The following is a 15,573-nucleotide window of genomic DNA, read 5'->3' on the forward strand; positions in this document are numbered from 1 at the left end:
CGCCGGTTCCTGACCGGAAAGAGGAGAACAGTCATGGACAACTTCGCAGGTAAGGTCGCGGTGATCACCGGCGCGGGCAGCGGCTTCGGCCGCGAACTCGCGCGCATCGGCAGCCAACTGGGCATGAACCTCGTGCTCGCCGATGTGCAGCGCGATGCTCTCGATTCGACGGCAGCGGAGATGCAAGCCGCCGGCACGCGGGCGATCGCCGAGGTAGTGGATGTCGCCAAGAGCGAGCAAGTGCAGCGCCTCGCTGATGTCGCTTTCGGCGAGTTCGGCAATGTGCATCTGCTGTTCAACAACGCCGGCGTCGGCGGCTCCGGACTGCTGTGGGAAACCACCGAAGCCGACTGGCAATGGGTGATGGGCGTTAACCTCACGGGCGTGGTGAACGGCGTCCGCCACTTCGTGCCGCGCATGCTCGCTGCGAATGCGCAGGGCGAGCCCGGCCATATCGTCAACACCGCATCGGTGGCCGGCTTGCTATGCCCGCCGCTGCTGGGCGTCTACAACGTCAGCAAGCACGGCGTCGTGGCGCTAACCGAGACGCTGTATCACGACCTGCGGCTCGCCAAGAGCAGCATCGGCGTGTCGGTGCTTTGCCCGGGCTTCGTGCCCACGGGGATTGCACAGTCGGAACGCAATCGCCCGGCCGATCTTGCCAACGCAGCGGCGCCGAGCGCGTTGCAGTTGGCGGCCAAGGCGCAGTTTGAGAAGGATGTCTCTTCCAACAAGATCACCGCGGCCGAGGTTGCTCAACTGACCTTCGATGCGATCCGCATCGAGCGCTTCTACGTGTTCACGCACCCGGAGATGCTGCCCGCCGTTCAGGGCCGCTTCGACGCCGTGTTGGGGGACGGCGGACTGGGCGATCCGTTTGCGACCAATCCGGGAGTTGCGACATGAGAATGAACATCACCCGGACGGTGCTGGTCCTGCTGCCCCTGTTGGCGACGCCACTCGTCAGCACGGCCTGGGAGCGCGGCAAAGTCGAAACATTCGCTACCTTGCCTGCTGGAGAGGCGCATCCCGAGGGGATCACCGTGGACCGCGAGGGCAACGTCTACGTCACCACGGTGGCGGTGGAAAAACCGGCGTCAAGCGAGGGAACACTCCTGGTGTTCGACCGCAAGGGCAGGCACCTGCGCACTGTGGCCGTCAAGGGCTCGGGCAGATCGCTGCTCGACATCCACTTCCACCCCCGGACGGGCAAGTTGCTCGTGGCCGATTACAAGGCCGGCAAAGTCCTGAGCGTTGATACCAAGACGGGTGACTCCTCCGTGTTCATGACGGTGACGGGCGTGAACCCGGGCCTCAACTCGATCACGTTCGACGCCGCCGACAACGCGTACGTGACCGACTCCCACCAGGGCATCATCTGGAAGGTCGGGCCGGACGGCGGCGAAGGGTCGGCATGGGTCACGAGCCCGCTGCTCAAGCCGAGGGCGGGGGTGATCGGTGCGAACGGCCTGATGTTCAACAACAAGAAGACAGCGTTGTTCGTCGCCAATACAGCGAACGACACCATCGTCAAGATACCGCTGACCGGCCCGACGCTCGAACCCGGCACGCCGGAAGTCTTCGTCAACCGCGTCGGCGCCGGGCCCGACGGTCTGCACATCGACGAGCGCGACAACCTCTGGGTTGCGTGCAACCAGTCCAACGAGATTCTCGTGCTCGAGCCGACGCAGGGCCGGGTGATTGCCAAGCTCGGCGACTTCGCAGGCATCGATCGCAACGGGGCACCCAAAGGCCTTCTCTGGCCGAATACCTTCGCATTGCACGGTGACGACATTCTTGTCACCAACCTGTCGATGGATCTGGGCACAGTCGCTGCGCAGCTTGCCGACGAGTTTGGCATGGCGCATCTCAAGACCATGAATCTGAGGACGATCGATGGACCGTGGGCTCAGCAGGTGAAGGTCCACACGGTCTCGAAAATCAAGATGAGGATACCGGAAGGTCCGGACTTCCTTTGGAGAAAAAAATGAGAGCCATTCCGCGCACAGCGTTGCAGATCCGCTCGCTCCTGAAGACGAATGGCGAACTTGAGCTGTCCTTGGCCGAGTTCGAGGTTCCGCAACCTGCCGACGGCGAGGTGCTCGTGCGCGTCGAAGCCGCGCCGATCAACCCGTCCGATCAACTCCTGCTGTTCGCCAGTGCCGACCTGGACCTGAATACGTTGCGCGCCACCGGCAGCGCGTCCCGGCCCGTGGTCACTGGGCAGGTGCCGACCGGCGCGCTGCACAACATGGCCGCGCGCCTCGGCCAATCGCTGCCGATCGGCAACGAGGGTTGCGGAGTGGTGGTGGCTGCCGGCCATTCGCCGGCCGCACAGGCCCTGCTCGGCAAGACGGTGGCCGTGATCGGCGGCTCGATGTACTCGCAATACCGGGCGGTGCCCGTCGAGATGTGCCTGGTGCTGCCCGACGGCACCGAGCCCGCCGACGGCGCCTCGAGCTTCGTCAACCCGCTCACCGCGCTCGGCCTGGTCGAGACGATGCGCAGCGAAGGGCATCGCGCGCTCGTGCACACCGCGGCGGCGTCGAGCCTGGGCCAGATGCTCAACCGCATCTGCCTCGAAGACGGCATCGATCTCGTCAACGTCGTGCGCAAGCCCGAGCAGGCCGCGCTGCTGCGTTCGCAGGGCGCGAAGCTCGTCGTCGACACGAGCGCGCAGGACTTCGAAGAAGCCCTGCGCGCCGCAATCGACGCCACCGGAGCGACGATCGCGTTCGACGCCGTGGGCGGCGGCCGGCTCGCCGGACAGATCCTGACCGCGATGGAAGCCTCGCTCGCGCGCAAGATGGCGGCCTTCAGCCCCTATGGCTCGCCGCGACACAAGCAGGTCTATTCGTATGGGCTGCTGGACGGCAGCCCGGCCGTCCTGGAGCGCGGCCGCTTCGGCATGGCCTGGAGCTTCGGCGGCTGGCTGCTCACGTACTTCCTGGAAAAGGCGGGCGCCGAGACCGTGCAGCGCCTGAAGCAGCGCGTGGCGTCGAACCTGAAGACGACCTTCGCGAGCGCGTACACCAAGGACGTGTCGCTGGCGCAGGCGTTAAGCCGCGAAGAGATCGCCATCTACAGCAAGCGCGCCACTGCCGCGAAGTATCTGGTCTGCCCGAACAAGGATCTATGCTCATGACCTCTTTCAAAGTCAGCTTCAACGAGGACGGGCGCCGGAACCGCTGGCGAGCGCCGCAGGCGCGCCATCCGCCGGGCCGCGCAAGAGCGTGCCGTCCGTGCAGATCGCGTGGGCGCGCAGCGGCGGCAAGGGTGACACCTCCAACATCGGCCTGATCGCGCGCCGTCCTGAACTGGTGGCGGTGCTCGTCGAGCAGGTGACCGCCCGAACGCGTCAAGGAGTACCTCGGCCACATCGTGCGGGGGCCGGTCTACCGCTACGAGCTGCCCGGCACCCATGCCGTCAACCTGGTCTTCGAGCGCGCGCTGGGCTGCGGCGGCATGGCGCCGCTGCGCAACGATCCGCTCGGCAAGGGCATGGCGCAGATGCTGCTCGACATGCCGGTCGAGTTGCCCGAGAGCCTGCTGCACGAACTGCCGTCGTGAATTTCGATTTCTCCGACGACCAGCGCGCGATCCGCGACGCCGTCGGGGCGGTCTGCGCCGGCTTCGGCGCGGACTACTGGATTGAGCGCGAGCGCGGCCTGCGCGAAAGCGTGCTGCCTCTGCTCTCGACATGAGAAAGAACACAGCCAAGTGGAGAGTTTCATGATGAGGTTTGAGGGTAAGGTCGTAATTGTGGTCGGCGCGGCAGGCAAAGACAACATGGGGCAGTGCATTGCCAGGCGCTTCGCCGACGAGGGCGCCAGCGTGGTTGTGGCTGGACGACACGCGGAGCCGTTGGAACAATTGGCCAGCGAAATCGGAGGCGCCAGCCGGCTTTGCGACTTCACGCGCAAGGAAGACATCGATGCGCTCGTCGCCTTCGCGCGCGAGCGCTACGGCCGCGTCGATGTCGGCATCAACGCCCCGGGCTGGGGACTTCTCCGGCCGTTCGAAGACACGAGTGAGGAAGAGCTACAGGCGATCATGGGTCTCCAGTTCAAGGCGCCGTTTCAGTTCATGCAGGCGCTCGTGAAAGCCATGAGGGAAAATCCGACACCGGGGGGCTCGATCATCATGATCTCGTCGGCGACCGCGACGATCATGCTCGAGAACCATGCCGCCTATATGGGCACCAAGGCTGGCACCGCCCATGTCGTACGCTGTGTGGCCAACGGGTTCGGCCAATTCGGAATTCGCGCCAATTCAATCTCTCCTGGCATCACTCGCACGCCGATGTCGGGTGACGCCCTGAACATCCCCGAAATATTGCAGGCCTTCGAGGCCTGCTATCCGCTCGGACGTATTGACACTGTGGACGACGTCGCCGAAGCGGCGCTGTGGTTGGCAAGCGACGCGTGCTTCATGACGGGACAGGACCTGCAGGTCAGTGGCGGCCTGACGCTACGCCGCAAACCGACAATCACGGAAATGGGCGCTGCCTATGCCCGGGCTACGGCGCACCTGTCCGTATGATGTGGCTCGCAAAGGGCTGTTGGCCGACGCGGGGCGACCGCGCCATCGATACCAGTTCCGATAAACACAAGACGCGTGAGAATGCGCAAGGCATGGGTGCCACCAGCCTGTTCGAGGTGTGCTGACGGCGATGGGATCGTCCGGAGGCCGCAGGCACCTCCAAGCGATATGGCTTTCTGATTATCAAAATCAAGTGAAAGGAAATGGCATGAGCAACTTCACACTAACATCGCCTGAATTCAAGGATCAGGATCCGTTGCAACTGGTGCATGAGTTCGATGGCTACGACGGCACCGGCCAGAACCGTTCGCCCGCGCTGCAATGGCAGGGCGCGCCGGAAGGCACCAAGAGTTTCGCGCTGACGCTGTACGACCCGGACGCGCCCACCGGCAGCGGCTTCTGGCACTGGATCCTGTTCGACATCGATTCGTCCGTCACCCAGCTCGCCGCAGGCCCGGGCTCCAGCGACGGCACTGACCTGGGCGCCAGCGGCACCCAGGTGGCCAACGACTACGGCGCCATCGGCTACGGCGGTCCCTGCCCGCCCATGGGCTTGCCCGCGCACCGCTACATCTTCACCGTGCACGCGCTGGGCGTGCCCAAGCTGGGGTTGCCGGCCAACCCGACCAACGCTGTGGTGCGCTTCTTCATCTACCAGAACACGCTCGCCACGGCTACCCTGACCGGCCTCTACAAACGCTAGATGTCGCGGCGCGTGGTCGACGGCAAAGACAACGTGAGGTACGCCGGCGTTACCTGGTATCGGGGTGACCGCTAAGTCTCAGAGATCGACATCCCCGCGTCCACATTGAAAACGGTACCCCCCATCGCCGAACCCCAACGGCGGGCACCTAGCGAGCGCAAGCAAGGCTAAAGGCCCTGATTCAGTCCCTAGGGTAAACAAGGGGCAGAAAAAACCTTCCGCAGCCTCTAAACTTCCAACATTAGAACTTTAGGAGTATTCAGTGACATGCAGGCCCGGCAGCGGTTAGCCAGGCTTCACCTTTGCGCTGGATGCTTCTATTCCTCCGGCGCGTTGCCGCCGCAGCTCTGAGTTTCCCGCCGGACCGGCGTGCCTCTTCCGCCTCATCAAAGGACGGTTTCCGTCCACTGTTTCACCTCCTCTAACAAACGGAGACAACCCATGAATGCAAGAATTCTCGCGCGGCCCACCACGTCTACCGGCGCCCTCCTGCCGCTGCCCGCCCTGCCGCAGGACAAGCTCCTGACCGTCAACATCGAGCAGATCCCGCTGATCAAGGATGTCTTTCCGGGCATCCACATCAAGCCGCTGCGCCTGGACCCGGAGCGCGGAGAGTGGGTCTTCATGGCCATCGTGGAACCCGGCTGTTCCCTGCCGATTCACTACCACACCGGTACGGCGCAGGTGTGGACGATCCAGGGCTGCTGGAAGTATCGCGAGTACCCCGACCAGCCGCAAACGGCGGGCTCCTACCTGTACGAGCCCGGTGGCTCGGTGCACACCTTCTACACCCCCGAGGACAACACCGAGGACACGATCACCATCGCCTGGATCGAAGGCGCGCAAGTGAGCTTCAACGAGGACGGCACGTTCCACTCGCTCAATGACGCGCTCTCGATCCAGTACGCGATCCAGACTCTCGCGGCGGCGCGCGGCATCGGACCGGTGCCCTACGTCCGCGGCAACGGCGCCGACGTTATCAAGGAATAAAAAGCGACTTACACCATGGCAGGCCGCTCGTCGGCCTGCGCGGTGCCGTTCCTCTGCTCCTTATAGACCAGCGTGTACGACACCGATCAGATCAATCAGTGACGATCCATCAATCCGCGAGATTGAGAGAGTGCAAGATGAGAATGATCAAAGCCGAGAGGATGCCGATACTGCCGATGCTGATGTTGCTCGTGTTGCTGGCGACGCCGCTAGCCGCAAGAGCCTGGGAGCGCGGCAAGGTTGAGACATTCGCCACTTTGCCCTCGGGGGAGGCGCATCCAGAGGGGATCGCCGTGGACCGCGAAGGCAACGTCTACGTCGTCACGGTGGCGGTGGAAAAACCCAGGACGAGCGAGGGTGCGCTTCTTGTGTTCGACCCGCAGGGCAAGCACCTGCGCACTGTCAGCATCAAGGGCTCGAGCCGATTGTTGCTTGACCTCGGCTTCCATCCTCGCACGGGCCAGTTGCTCGTCGTCGACTACAAGGGCGCGAAGGTCCTGAGCGTCGATCCCAGGACGGGTGCCTCGTCCGTGTTCATGACGGTCACCGGCAAGAACCCCGGCCTCGACGGATTGACGTTCGACCCCGCCGGAAACGTCTACGTGACCGACGCCCACCAGGGCATCATCTGGAAGGTCGGACCCGACGGCGGCGAAGCGTCGGCATGGGTCACCAGCGCGCTGCTGAAGCCCACGCGGATCCCACCGACCATCGGCGCCAATGGCTTGGCGTTCAACAACAAGAATACAGCCTTGTTCGTCGCCAATACGGCGAACGACATCGTTGTCAAGATACCGCTGACAGGCTCGACGCTTGAGCCCGGCACGCCTGAAGTCTTCGTCAACCGGATCGGCGGCGGACCCGACGGTGTGAAGATCGATGAGCACGACAACCTCTGGATCGCGTGCAACCAGTCCAACGAGATTCTCGTGCTCGAGCCGACGCGGGGCCGGGTGATTGCCAAGCTCGGCGACTTCGGCGGTATCGATCGCGAGGGGGCACCCAAAGGCTTTCTCTGGTCGAACAGCCTCGTCTTCCATGGCGGCGACGTTCTTGTCACCAACCTCTCGCTCGATATCGAGACGTCTCTTCCGCAGCTCAGTGACGAGCTTGGCCTGGCGCATCTCTTGGGCAAGAATCTGCGCACCATCGATGGTCCCTGGGCGCAAAGGGTGAAGATCCACACTATCTCGAAAATCAAGAAGCGGATACCAGAACTCGACGGCGGGCCCCAGTAGACCATCGGCCAGATGTCTCCCCCGTCAGCCAGCGCGCGGCACTTGACCTACCTTCCGCCTATTCGATACGTCGACTTATAGAACGATGTGCTCGGCTGCCGGCTCAACACCGGTCAAGCAGGGAACGGTGGCCTCGGGGCCAACCGTCATACATTGACCCACCGAGATGAAATGGATATGAAGAAAGACGAGACAACGGGGCCGCTGGCCGGCGTGAAAGTGGTTGACATCACGTCAGTATTCATGGGGCCCTCCGCTACCCAGATGCTGGCTGACCTGGGCGCCGACGTGATCAAGGTCGAGTCTCCGACCGGAGATAGTACGCGCGGCATAGGTCCCTGCGGCGATGAAAAGCTGGGGCCGCTATTCCTGGGCCTGAACCGCAACAAGCGCAGCATCGTGCTTGACCTGAAAGCGCCCGAGGGGCGCGAGGCCTTGCTTTGCCTGGTACGGGATGCTGACGTGCTGGCCTACAATGTGCGCCCGCAGGCCATGCAGCGGCTGGGGCTGGACTATGAAACGCTGTCGGCCATCAATCCGCGCCTGGTCTATGTCGGCATGTTCGGCTTTTCGCAGCGCGGACGCTACGCGCCCCAGGCTGCCTTCGATGATCTGATCCAGGCCGCAACCGGCCTGCCGCTGGCCGTTTCGCTGGGCAGCGGCGACAGTCCTCGATATCTGCCAATCACCATCGCGGATCGCTCGGTGGGGCTCTATGCTTTCGGCGTGATCTGTGCCGCCCTGTATTCACGGGGGAGCACCGGCAAGGGCCAGCGCGTTGATGTCCCCATGTTCGAGACCATGGTTCCCTATGTGATGGGAGACCACCTGTATGGCGAGACCTTCGTCCCGGCAAAGGGCGGCTTCGGCTATCCGCGCCTGCTCTCGCCCGAACGGCGCCCATACAAGACGAAGGACGGACATGTCTGCTGCCTGATCTATCACGATCATCATTGGCGGGCCTTCCTCCAGGTCATCGGCAAGCCGCAGTTGTACGACACCGATCCGCGCTTCGCCAACATGAACACCCGCACCGCCAACATCACCGAACTGTATGCCATGGTCAGCGATGAAATGGCCAAGCGCACCACCGAGGAATGGCGCACCCTGCTCAAGGAGGCCGATGTTCCGGTCTTTCCGATGCACACGTTCGAGTCACTGCTGGACGATCCCCATTTGCGGGATATCGGTTTCTTCAGCGAATCGGACCACCCGGCCGTCGGGCGTATCCGGGAGATGGCGGTGCCCAGCGAATGGCATGGCACCCCACCGACAAGCCGCCGCCATGCACCCGGCCTGGGTGAGCACAGCCGTGAGGTACTGAGTGAGGCCGGTTACGACAACGCCGCCATCGATACGCTGTTCGCGTCAGGCATCTCCAGGGATGGGTCAAAAGCGCAACGAACCGAAGGAGAAACTCCCCATGAATGATGAACTGCTGTGCGAGGTCCGGGACGCAGCACTCTACCTGACCATCAACCGGCCGGAGCGCCGCAATGCCATCACGCCGGGGGTGCTGCAGGGACTTCGCGACGGCATCCTGCGCGCCGATCGCGATGCCGACATCCGCGCTGTGGTCATTACCGGAACGGGCGAACAGGCCTTCTGCGCCGGCGCCGATCTGCAGACCGGCAAATCGTTCACGTTCGATTACGCGGATCCCTACCAAGGGATGGCCGACCTGTTCCGCTGCGCCAGGCAGTCAACGGTGCCGCTGATCGCCCGTGTCAACGGGGCCTGCATGGCGGGTGGCATGGGACTGATGGCGATGTGCGACCTGGCGATAGCTAGCGAAGGCGCCCGCTTCGGCCTGCCGGAGGTCAAGCTGGGCTTGTTCCCCGCGCAGGTCCTGAGCGTGCTGCAGCACCTGGTGCCACGTCGCACGCTCACCGAACTCTGCCTGTGCGGCGAGCCACTGTCCGCGAGGGAAGCGCTGGCCGCAGGACTGGTCAACGATGTCAGCGACGATCTCGACGCCAGGCTGGACTTGCTGCTGACCCGCCTGCTGAACAATTCGCCCGCCGCCATCCGTCGGGGGCTGTACACGCTCAAGCATATGGAAACCATGTCGTTCGAGCAGTCCATGGCGTTTACGGAAAGCCAGATAGGGCTGTTTGCACTGACCGAGGACGCGCGCGAAGGCCAGCTGGCATTCCGCGAGAAACGCCAGCCCAAGTGGACTGGCAGATAGGGAGATGGGAATGGACGCGAAAAGGGTACGCATTGGCGGTGCTTCTGGCTTCTGGGGCGACAGCAGCGTCGGCGCGCCACAGCTTGTGCGCCACGGTGATATCGATTACCTGGTGTTCGACTATCTGGCCGAACTGACCATGTCGATTCTGGCCGCTGCCCGATTGCGCAAGCCGGAACTTGGTTACGCCACCGACTTCGTGACGGTGACAATGAAGGCCCTGATCGGGGAGATCGCCGCGCGCGGGATCCGCGTGGTCAGCAACGCCGGTGGCATGAACCCGCACGGGTGTGCGCAGGCCATTGCCGCTCTGGCGGCGGAACAGGGCCTGACGCTGCGCATTGCCGTGGTGGAAGGCGATGACGTGATGCCCCTGCTTCCCCAGCTGCGCGAAGCCGGTGTGCAAGACATGCAGCAAGGCCGCCCCTTGCCAGAGCACGTGGTCAGCGCCAATGCCTATCTGGGCGCGTTGCCGATCAGGCAGGCGCTGGACCAGGGGGCCCAGATCGTCATCACCGGACGCTGCGTGGACAGTGCCGTGACACTGGGCGTGCTGATGCACGAGTTCGGCTGGCATGCGGACGACTATGATCGCCTGGCCCAAGGCAGTCTGGCCGGCCACATCATCGAGTGTGGGTGCCAGGCGACGGGCGGCTTGCATACCGACTGGGAAAGCGTCCCGGACTGGCACGACATCGGCTATCCGGTGGTCGAGTGCCGTTCCGATGGCACCTTCGTTGTCGGCAAGCCCCCCGCCACCGGGGGACTGGTCAATACCGCGACGGTCGGCGAGCAGGTGCTGTACGAGATCGGCGACCCGGCCACCTACCTGCTGCCAGACGTCACCTGCGATTTCACGCAGGTAACCCTTCGGCAGGCCGCACCGGACCTGGTGGAAGTAAGCGGCGCACGCGGGCGGGCCCCGAGCAATGCCTACAAGGTCTGTGCCACCTATGTCGACGGCTTTCGCTGCAACGCGCAGCTTTCCATCGTTGGCGTCGACGCGGTCGCCAAGGCGGAACGCACGGCGGAGGCGATCCTCGCCCGCACGCGCAAGCTTTTCGGGGAGAACGGGTGGGGGGACTACAGTCGCACCCGGATCGAGGTGCTGGGAGCAGAGTCCTGCTTTGGGCCACATGCCGCCGTCCGGCACACCCGCGAGGCGGTGATGCGGCTGGCGGTCATGCATCCCGAGAAGGCGGCGCTGGAACTGTTCGCGCGGGAAATTGCCGCGGCGGGGACCAGTTGGGCGCCGGGCACGACGGGCTCGGCTGGTGGGCGTTCCAGTCCCTCGCCATCGATCCGCCAGTATGCATTCCTGCTCGACAAGAGCGCCCTGGCCCCGGCGGTGGTGATGGACGGCGTACGCAGCGGCGTCACCATTCCTTCAGGCAGCCCGTCGGCACCGGTCGCGCCTGCGGCACCCGCAGTCGCTGAACAAACGGGCGCTGTCCCTGCGGAACACGATACCGTCGAAGTTCCGCTGATACGGCTTGCCTATGCTCGTAGCGGCGACAAGGGGGATACCTCGAACATCGGGCTGATCGCCCGCCGGCCGGCGTACCTGCCCGTGCTGCGGGCCGAAGTGACGGTGGCGCGCGTGGCGGACTGGCTTGGGTACCTGGTGAAGGGGCCGGTGACATGCTATGACCTGCCCGGCTTCGACGCCATGAACTTTGTCTGCGAGTCGGCCCTGGATGGCGGCGGCATGGCGTCGCTGCGCAATGATCCGCTCGGCAAGGGCATGGCGCAGATCCTGCTGACCATGCCGGTGCGCGTGCCGCGGGAGCTGTTGTCGTGACGAGGAATGCGTCCAACGCAGCTGCTAACGAGAGCGTCATTCTCGCCGACGACGGCACCGGCGGCGTGACGCGATATCGACAACTGGCCAGCGTCATCCGACATAGGATCGTTTCGGGCGAGTACCCGGTGGGCATGCAGCTGCCAACCGTGGATAGCCTCGCGCAAACCTACGGGATCGCCAAAGTCACCGTGCGCCAGGCCTTTGCCGCGCTGACGGAAGAGGGGCTGGTCAGCAGCCAGCGCGGTCGTGGCACGCACGTCATCAAGCAGCCATCAGAACCCGGACAAGGGCTGCGCTCCGCCATCAATGACGAATCGGCCCATGGCAGCGAGTTGGAAATCCGCATCCTGGAAATGCGCGAGGGCGTGGCGTTGCGGCCGGGCCTGGTCCGGCGCGGCACGCCGCTGGACAGCTATGTGATGGTGCGCAAACTGCATGTACATGGCTGCACGCCCTTCTGCCTGGTCGAGATGTATGTGGCCTCGTCGGTCTTTGCCCGCTTTCCCCGCGGTGGCGAAAAGCAACACAAACTCGGTCATCTGCTGCGCCAGGTCGAAGGCGACCGCCTTGGCATGATGCAGCAGACCATGACGGTTGAGCCGGCCGACTATATCCTGGCACGCGATCTCGCCTATGGCTTCGGGGCGCCAATCGCCAGGATCGTCCGATCGACGCTGGACGTCGACGGCAATGTGCTTCTGGCAGGGCAGTTCTGGTACCGCGGCGACCGTTTCATCCTGGATCTGGAGATTCCAGCCAAGCTGACCGAGCACTACCCGGCGCTGGCCATCCCTGACAGCCGCCGCTGAGCGACAGACTTCACTATTTGAACGAGGAGACATCGAAATGACATCATCCTTTGTACGGAGGGCCATCGACGTGCCCGCGTACGCACCGGCCAACCACACGGGCACGGCGAACCAGCGCATCATTGGCAAGGAGACTGTCGGCGCGCGCCGGCTCGAGGTCCTGCTGGGCACGATTTCCCCGGGCCAAGGCGCGTTGCCGCACGCACACCCGGACCTCGAGCAGGCGTCGTTCCTGCTCGCCGGCGAGGGTATCGGCGAACTACCCGGAAAACAGCGCATCTTGCGCGCAGGGGACTGGAGCTTCAACGCGGCCGGCGTCTTCCATCGCTTCGAGGTCATCGGCGACGAACCGGTACAGGTGATGGTGGTCTACGCTCCGCCGTACAGCGAAAACCCGAACGCGGCGGTGATCGCGACCGGCCCGGACGACCCACGCCTTCAGGCCGGTGCCGCCGATGTCTGCGACGTTCCAATCAGCACCGAAGCGATCGAGCTGCCGCACTACCGTGGCGCGCTCGCCAGGCCGGTCATCACACGCCAGACCGTCGATTCCCGGTTTCTCGACATCTACATGGTCGACCTTGATCCAGATGGCGGCGCCGAGCCACACAGGCTTGGCGAGACCGAGCAGGTGCTCTTCGTTCGTAGCGGCACGATCCACGGGCGCATCGAAGGGGAGCGTTTCGCCGCCGGGACCGGGGAGTGGGTCTACGTTCCCGACGGTGCGGAACTCAGCCTCGAATCGGCAGGCGGGAAGCGCGAGCTGATTGTCATTCGCGCACACGATCCGCTGACCTGACGCAAGCTCGACCAAGTGAATCAATCAGATCCCATGATACGGGAGGAGACAAGATGATCCAGCGATTTCCCCGGCGACGCATGCTCGCCCTGCTGTCCGGACTAGTCGCAGCCTCCGCGGCGTCGCAACTGGTGTGGGCAGATGGCCTGAGCGAGTATCCGGCCAAACCGATCCGTGTCGTGGTGCCCTTCCCTGCAGGCAGTGGCACGGACAACACCGCGCGCTACATCGCGCGGATCATCACTGCCCAGACCGGCCAGTCCGTCGTCGTGGAAAACCGCCCCGGTGCCAACGGGTTCATCGCGGCCACGGCGGTCGCGACAGCGCCCGGAGATGGCTACACGATGCTCATCACGACAAATACCACCCACGCGGCCAATGCGTCCCTGTTCAGGAAGCTGCCGTATGATCCCATCAAAGATTACGCGCCGGTGTCGTTGATCGCCAAGAGCGGATTGGTCTTGGTGGTGCCATCCGACAGCCCGGTGCAGAAGGTGGCAGAGCTGACCACGCTGGCGAAAGACCGGCAAGGCAAGATGTCCTTCGCCAGCGGCAGTTCCTCCACCCGGGTCGCCAGTGAGCTCTACAAGATGAAGAGCGGCGCAGCAGCACTGCACGTGCCCTACAAGGGCGTGCCGCAGGCCCTGACCGACTTGATGGGCCACCAGGTCGACTTCATGATTTCCGACATCAATCCAGCCCTGCCCTTGATCCAGAGCGGCAAGCTGCGCGCAGTCGCCGTGACCACGTCCAGGCGACATCCCCTGCTCGGCAATGTCCCGACCATGGCGGAAAGCGGCCTGCCAGGGTACGAGATGACGGCTTGGGTTGCCGCCTTCTTCCCTGCCACCACGCCAAAACCGGTCGTCGCGCGTATGAGCCAGCTGATTCGACAGGGGCTGGCGCGCCCGGAGGCTACCGAATACTTCAGCCGGACCGGAGGCCAACCCTCCCCATCGACGCCAGAAGAGCTGGCAGCGTTCGTGCGCAGCGAGACCGCGAAATGGGCTGAGGTAATCAAAGCCGCCGGTATCCAGCCGGAATGACCCGCGCCTTCGGCCGCGCCGAGAACACTCGGCTGGAAAGTCCTGGCGGCGCTGGTATTGCCTGGACCAGGACTTCGAAGATGACCAGAGCACCTGTCACGGTCAGCGCCAGGGGAACACCGCGCAAATCTGCGATGAGATGACACCCGTTGTTGAGCCCCCGCCGTCCGCAGCACGGGCCAGCCTCCTGCCTCCCCAGGAGGCTGGCTACGTGCGCACCATGGATACTTGCCCGCCTCCCGTCGATTTCGTCATGTACACGTAGGCGGTAGAGCAGCGCCCTGCGGCGCGGCCGGGTCCAACCGACGTCAGCCTACACCGTGCAACGCGCGAGCCAGGCTGTCTGGCAAGGGGCTTCCCTCTCCCAGCATTGCAAGCGACTCTCGGACGATGTCGTCGACAGCTTCGAGCGGGCCGTCGTGCAGCACGGTGCGGTCGGGACGCACGACTGCGATCCAGCCGACAGGTGCGGCCCCTGGGATAAGCTGATCCGACATGTCCTCCCAAGAATGTCCATCCTGCCGTTCGTGCGCCTCCTGCGGCCGATACGCGCCTTGCCCGCAATGGCGCAGCTGCATGATGACGCCGCCTGCCTGTCGCCAAGCCGCCAGGAGGCTACGGTCCAGCAGCGGCGCGGGATCGCAGCCGAATCCCGCCAGCACGAGCCGCGCCCCGAGCACATCGTCGCTCGGCACGATGGGCGCGCCGGGTCCGCGGCGCACCAGCCCTTGCGGCAGCAAACCGCCGCGCACCAGCCTCGCGCGAGTCTTGCCGCGCTGAAACAGGCCGCGCCTGAAACGCGCGGGCGGCTTGATCTTCAGGTCCTCGAAGAAGGCTCGCGCCCAGGGCATGCGCTGCATCAGCGCCATCGTGCCATGGACGGCGAATGCCGCCAGCCTGTTGCCCGGCATCACCAGCCGGCCCATCAGGAGCGCTAGATTGATGATGGAGCGGGCGTGTGGGCGCCGCTCGGTGTCGTAGGTTTCGAGAATGGCGGGTGTCGCCCTTCCCTGCACGACCCATGCGAGCTTCCAACACAGGTTGGCCACGTCGCGCAGCCCGGCAACGAGCCCCTGGCCGACGAAGGGCGGCGTGATATGCGCGGCGTCGCCCACCAGGAAGGCCCGGCCCTTGGAGAAGCGATCGACGATGCGCGCATGGAACCGGTAGACCGCTGTGCGCTCGATCGTGATGTCCTCCGGCTTGCACCAAGGGGCGAGCAATTCGCGGATCTTATCTGGCGACTCCATCTGCTCACGCGTCTCGCCCGGCTGCAGCATGAACTCCCAGCGTTGCCTACCGCCCGGGGCAACCATGTGCGGCGTAGGCCGGCGCGGGTCGCACAGGAATTCGATGTGGTCGATCGGGTTGGGCACGTTCAGCGCGTCGACGATCAGCCAGTCCTGCGTGAAGGTCTTCCCGGCGAAGGCAAGGCCGGCGTGGCGCCGCAC

General features: G+C 64.4%; 16 protein-coding genes and 1 pseudogene. 16 read left to right on the plus strand and 1 reads right to left on the minus strand.

Going from position 1 to position 15,573, the window contains the following annotated elements; translation table 11 throughout:
• Positions 1-33: 33 nt before the first annotated feature.
• The 16 genes and pseudogenes from ACYP5B_RS47785 (at position 34) to ACYP5B_RS47860 (ending at position 14,122) form a co-directional block, all read left to right on the plus strand.
• On the plus strand, positions 34-906 hold the full coding sequence (locus ACYP5B_RS47785) for an SDR family oxidoreductase (RefSeq protein ID WP_459574398.1): 873 nt from the start codon (positions 34-36) through the stop codon (positions 904-906).
• A complete protein-coding gene (locus ACYP5B_RS47790) occupies positions 903-1,991 on the plus strand; it encodes an SMP-30/gluconolactonase/LRE family protein (RefSeq protein ID WP_400094294.1) in 1,089 nt (362 codons plus the stop codon). Before ACYP5B_RS47785 ends, ACYP5B_RS47790 begins: the two co-directional genes overlap by 4 nt.
• Complete coding sequence (locus tag ACYP5B_RS47795; protein WP_459574400.1) at positions 1,988-3,145, plus strand: zinc-binding dehydrogenase; 1,158 nt, start codon at positions 1,988-1,990, stop codon at positions 3,143-3,145. The genes ACYP5B_RS47790 and ACYP5B_RS47795 overlap by 4 nt, the downstream gene beginning before the upstream one ends.
• Positions 3,146-3,242: 97 nt before the next feature.
• Positions 3,243-3,305: pseudogene (locus ACYP5B_RS47800) on the plus strand (hypothetical protein); the annotation flags it as partial.
• Between the two features lie 76 nt (positions 3,306-3,381).
• Positions 3,382-3,570 (plus strand): AtuA-related protein, encoded by a 189-nt coding sequence (locus tag ACYP5B_RS47805; protein ID WP_400094290.1) that lies wholly within the window; start codon positions 3,382-3,384, stop codon positions 3,568-3,570.
• Positions 3,567-3,704 (plus strand): hypothetical protein, encoded by a 138-nt coding sequence (locus tag ACYP5B_RS47810; protein ID WP_400094288.1) that lies wholly within the window; start codon positions 3,567-3,569, stop codon positions 3,702-3,704. Before ACYP5B_RS47805 ends, ACYP5B_RS47810 begins: the two co-directional genes overlap by 4 nt.
• A 28-nt stretch (positions 3,705-3,732) precedes the next feature.
• The gene (locus ACYP5B_RS47815) at positions 3,733-4,542 is read left to right on the plus strand and encodes an SDR family NAD(P)-dependent oxidoreductase (protein ID WP_400094286.1); all 810 of its coding nucleotides are present in this window, start codon (positions 3,733-3,735) and stop codon (positions 4,540-4,542) included.
• A 208-nt stretch (positions 4,543-4,750) separates the two neighbouring features.
• The gene (locus ACYP5B_RS47820) at positions 4,751-5,245 is read left to right on the plus strand and encodes a YbhB/YbcL family Raf kinase inhibitor-like protein (protein WP_459574402.1); all 495 of its coding nucleotides are present in this window, start codon (positions 4,751-4,753) and stop codon (positions 5,243-5,245) included.
• Between the two features lie 441 nt (positions 5,246-5,686).
• On the plus strand, positions 5,687-6,235 hold the full coding sequence (locus tag ACYP5B_RS47825) for a 2,4'-dihydroxyacetophenone dioxygenase family protein (protein WP_459574404.1): 549 nt from the start codon (positions 5,687-5,689) through the stop codon (positions 6,233-6,235).
• 143 nt (positions 6,236-6,378) lie between these two features.
• Positions 6,379-7,473, plus strand: a complete 1,095-nt coding sequence (locus ACYP5B_RS47830; RefSeq protein WP_459574406.1) for an SMP-30/gluconolactonase/LRE family protein — start codon at positions 6,379-6,381, stop codon at positions 7,471-7,473.
• 177 nt (positions 7,474-7,650) lie between these two features.
• Positions 7,651-8,904 carry a CaiB/BaiF CoA transferase family protein gene (locus ACYP5B_RS47835; RefSeq protein ID WP_459574413.1) on the plus strand — a complete coding sequence of 418 codons (1,254 nt, stop codon included), beginning with the start codon at positions 7,651-7,653 and terminating at the stop codon, positions 8,902-8,904.
• Positions 8,897-9,664, plus strand: coding sequence for an enoyl-CoA hydratase/isomerase family protein (locus tag ACYP5B_RS47840; RefSeq protein ID WP_400094281.1), 768 nt, complete (start codon positions 8,897-8,899; stop codon positions 9,662-9,664). The genes ACYP5B_RS47835 and ACYP5B_RS47840 overlap by 8 nt, the downstream gene beginning before the upstream one ends.
• Positions 9,665-9,674: 10 nt before the next feature.
• Positions 9,675-11,465, plus strand: a complete 1,791-nt coding sequence (locus ACYP5B_RS47845; RefSeq protein ID WP_400094279.1) for an acyclic terpene utilization AtuA family protein — start codon at positions 9,675-9,677, stop codon at positions 11,463-11,465.
• Positions 11,462-12,277: a GntR family transcriptional regulator gene (locus ACYP5B_RS47850; protein ID WP_400094277.1), complete on the plus strand. Its 816-nt coding sequence runs from the start codon at positions 11,462-11,464 to the stop codon at positions 12,275-12,277. Before ACYP5B_RS47845 ends, ACYP5B_RS47850 begins: the two co-directional genes overlap by 4 nt.
• Before the next feature lie 37 nt (positions 12,278-12,314).
• Entirely contained in the window at positions 12,315-13,076 is a 762-nt protein-coding gene (locus ACYP5B_RS47855) for a cupin domain-containing protein (RefSeq protein WP_459574409.1), read from the plus strand.
• A 53-nt stretch (positions 13,077-13,129) separates the two neighbouring features.
• Positions 13,130-14,122, plus strand: a complete 993-nt coding sequence (locus ACYP5B_RS47860) for a Bug family tripartite tricarboxylate transporter substrate binding protein (protein ID WP_459574410.1) — start codon at positions 13,130-13,132, stop codon at positions 14,120-14,122.
• Between the two features lie 308 nt (positions 14,123-14,430).
• Here the strand turns inward: ACYP5B_RS47860 and ACYP5B_RS47865 are convergent.
• On the minus strand, positions 14,431-15,573 hold a 1,143-nt coding region (locus ACYP5B_RS47865; RefSeq protein WP_459574411.1), incomplete at its 5' end, for an FAD-dependent monooxygenase.

It is taken from the genome of Cupriavidus sp. 8B (assembly GCF_054589115.1).

Bases quoted from the DNA above. Each gene is read 5' to 3' on its own strand.
- ACYP5B_RS47785 (WP_459574398.1), top strand. From the start codon at position 34: ATGGACAACTTCGCAGGTAAGGTCGCGGTGATCACCGGCGCGGGCAGC.
- ACYP5B_RS47790 (WP_400094294.1), top strand. From the start codon at position 903: ATGAGAATGAACATCACCCGGACGGTGCTGGTCCTGCTGCCCCTGTTG.
- ACYP5B_RS47795 (WP_459574400.1), top strand. From the start codon at position 1,988: ATGAGAGCCATTCCGCGCACAGCGTTGCAGATCCGCTCGCTCCTGAAG.
- ACYP5B_RS47815 (WP_400094286.1), top strand. From the start codon at position 3,733: ATGATGAGGTTTGAGGGTAAGGTCGTAATTGTGGTCGGCGCGGCAGGC.
- ACYP5B_RS47820 (WP_459574402.1), top strand. From the start codon at position 4,751: ATGAGCAACTTCACACTAACATCGCCTGAATTCAAGGATCAGGATCCG.
- ACYP5B_RS47825 (WP_459574404.1), top strand. From the start codon at position 5,687: ATGAATGCAAGAATTCTCGCGCGGCCCACCACGTCTACCGGCGCCCTC.
- ACYP5B_RS47830 (WP_459574406.1), top strand. From the start codon at position 6,379: ATGATCAAAGCCGAGAGGATGCCGATACTGCCGATGCTGATGTTGCTC.
- ACYP5B_RS47835 (WP_459574413.1), top strand. From the start codon at position 7,651: ATGAAGAAAGACGAGACAACGGGGCCGCTGGCCGGCGTGAAAGTGGTT.
- ACYP5B_RS47840 (WP_400094281.1), top strand. From the start codon at position 8,897: ATGAATGATGAACTGCTGTGCGAGGTCCGGGACGCAGCACTCTACCTG.
- ACYP5B_RS47845 (WP_400094279.1), top strand. From the start codon at position 9,675: ATGGACGCGAAAAGGGTACGCATTGGCGGTGCTTCTGGCTTCTGGGGC.
- ACYP5B_RS47855 (WP_459574409.1), top strand. From the start codon at position 12,315: ATGACATCATCCTTTGTACGGAGGGCCATCGACGTGCCCGCGTACGCA.
- ACYP5B_RS47860 (WP_459574410.1), top strand. From the start codon at position 13,130: ATGATCCAGCGATTTCCCCGGCGACGCATGCTCGCCCTGCTGTCCGGA.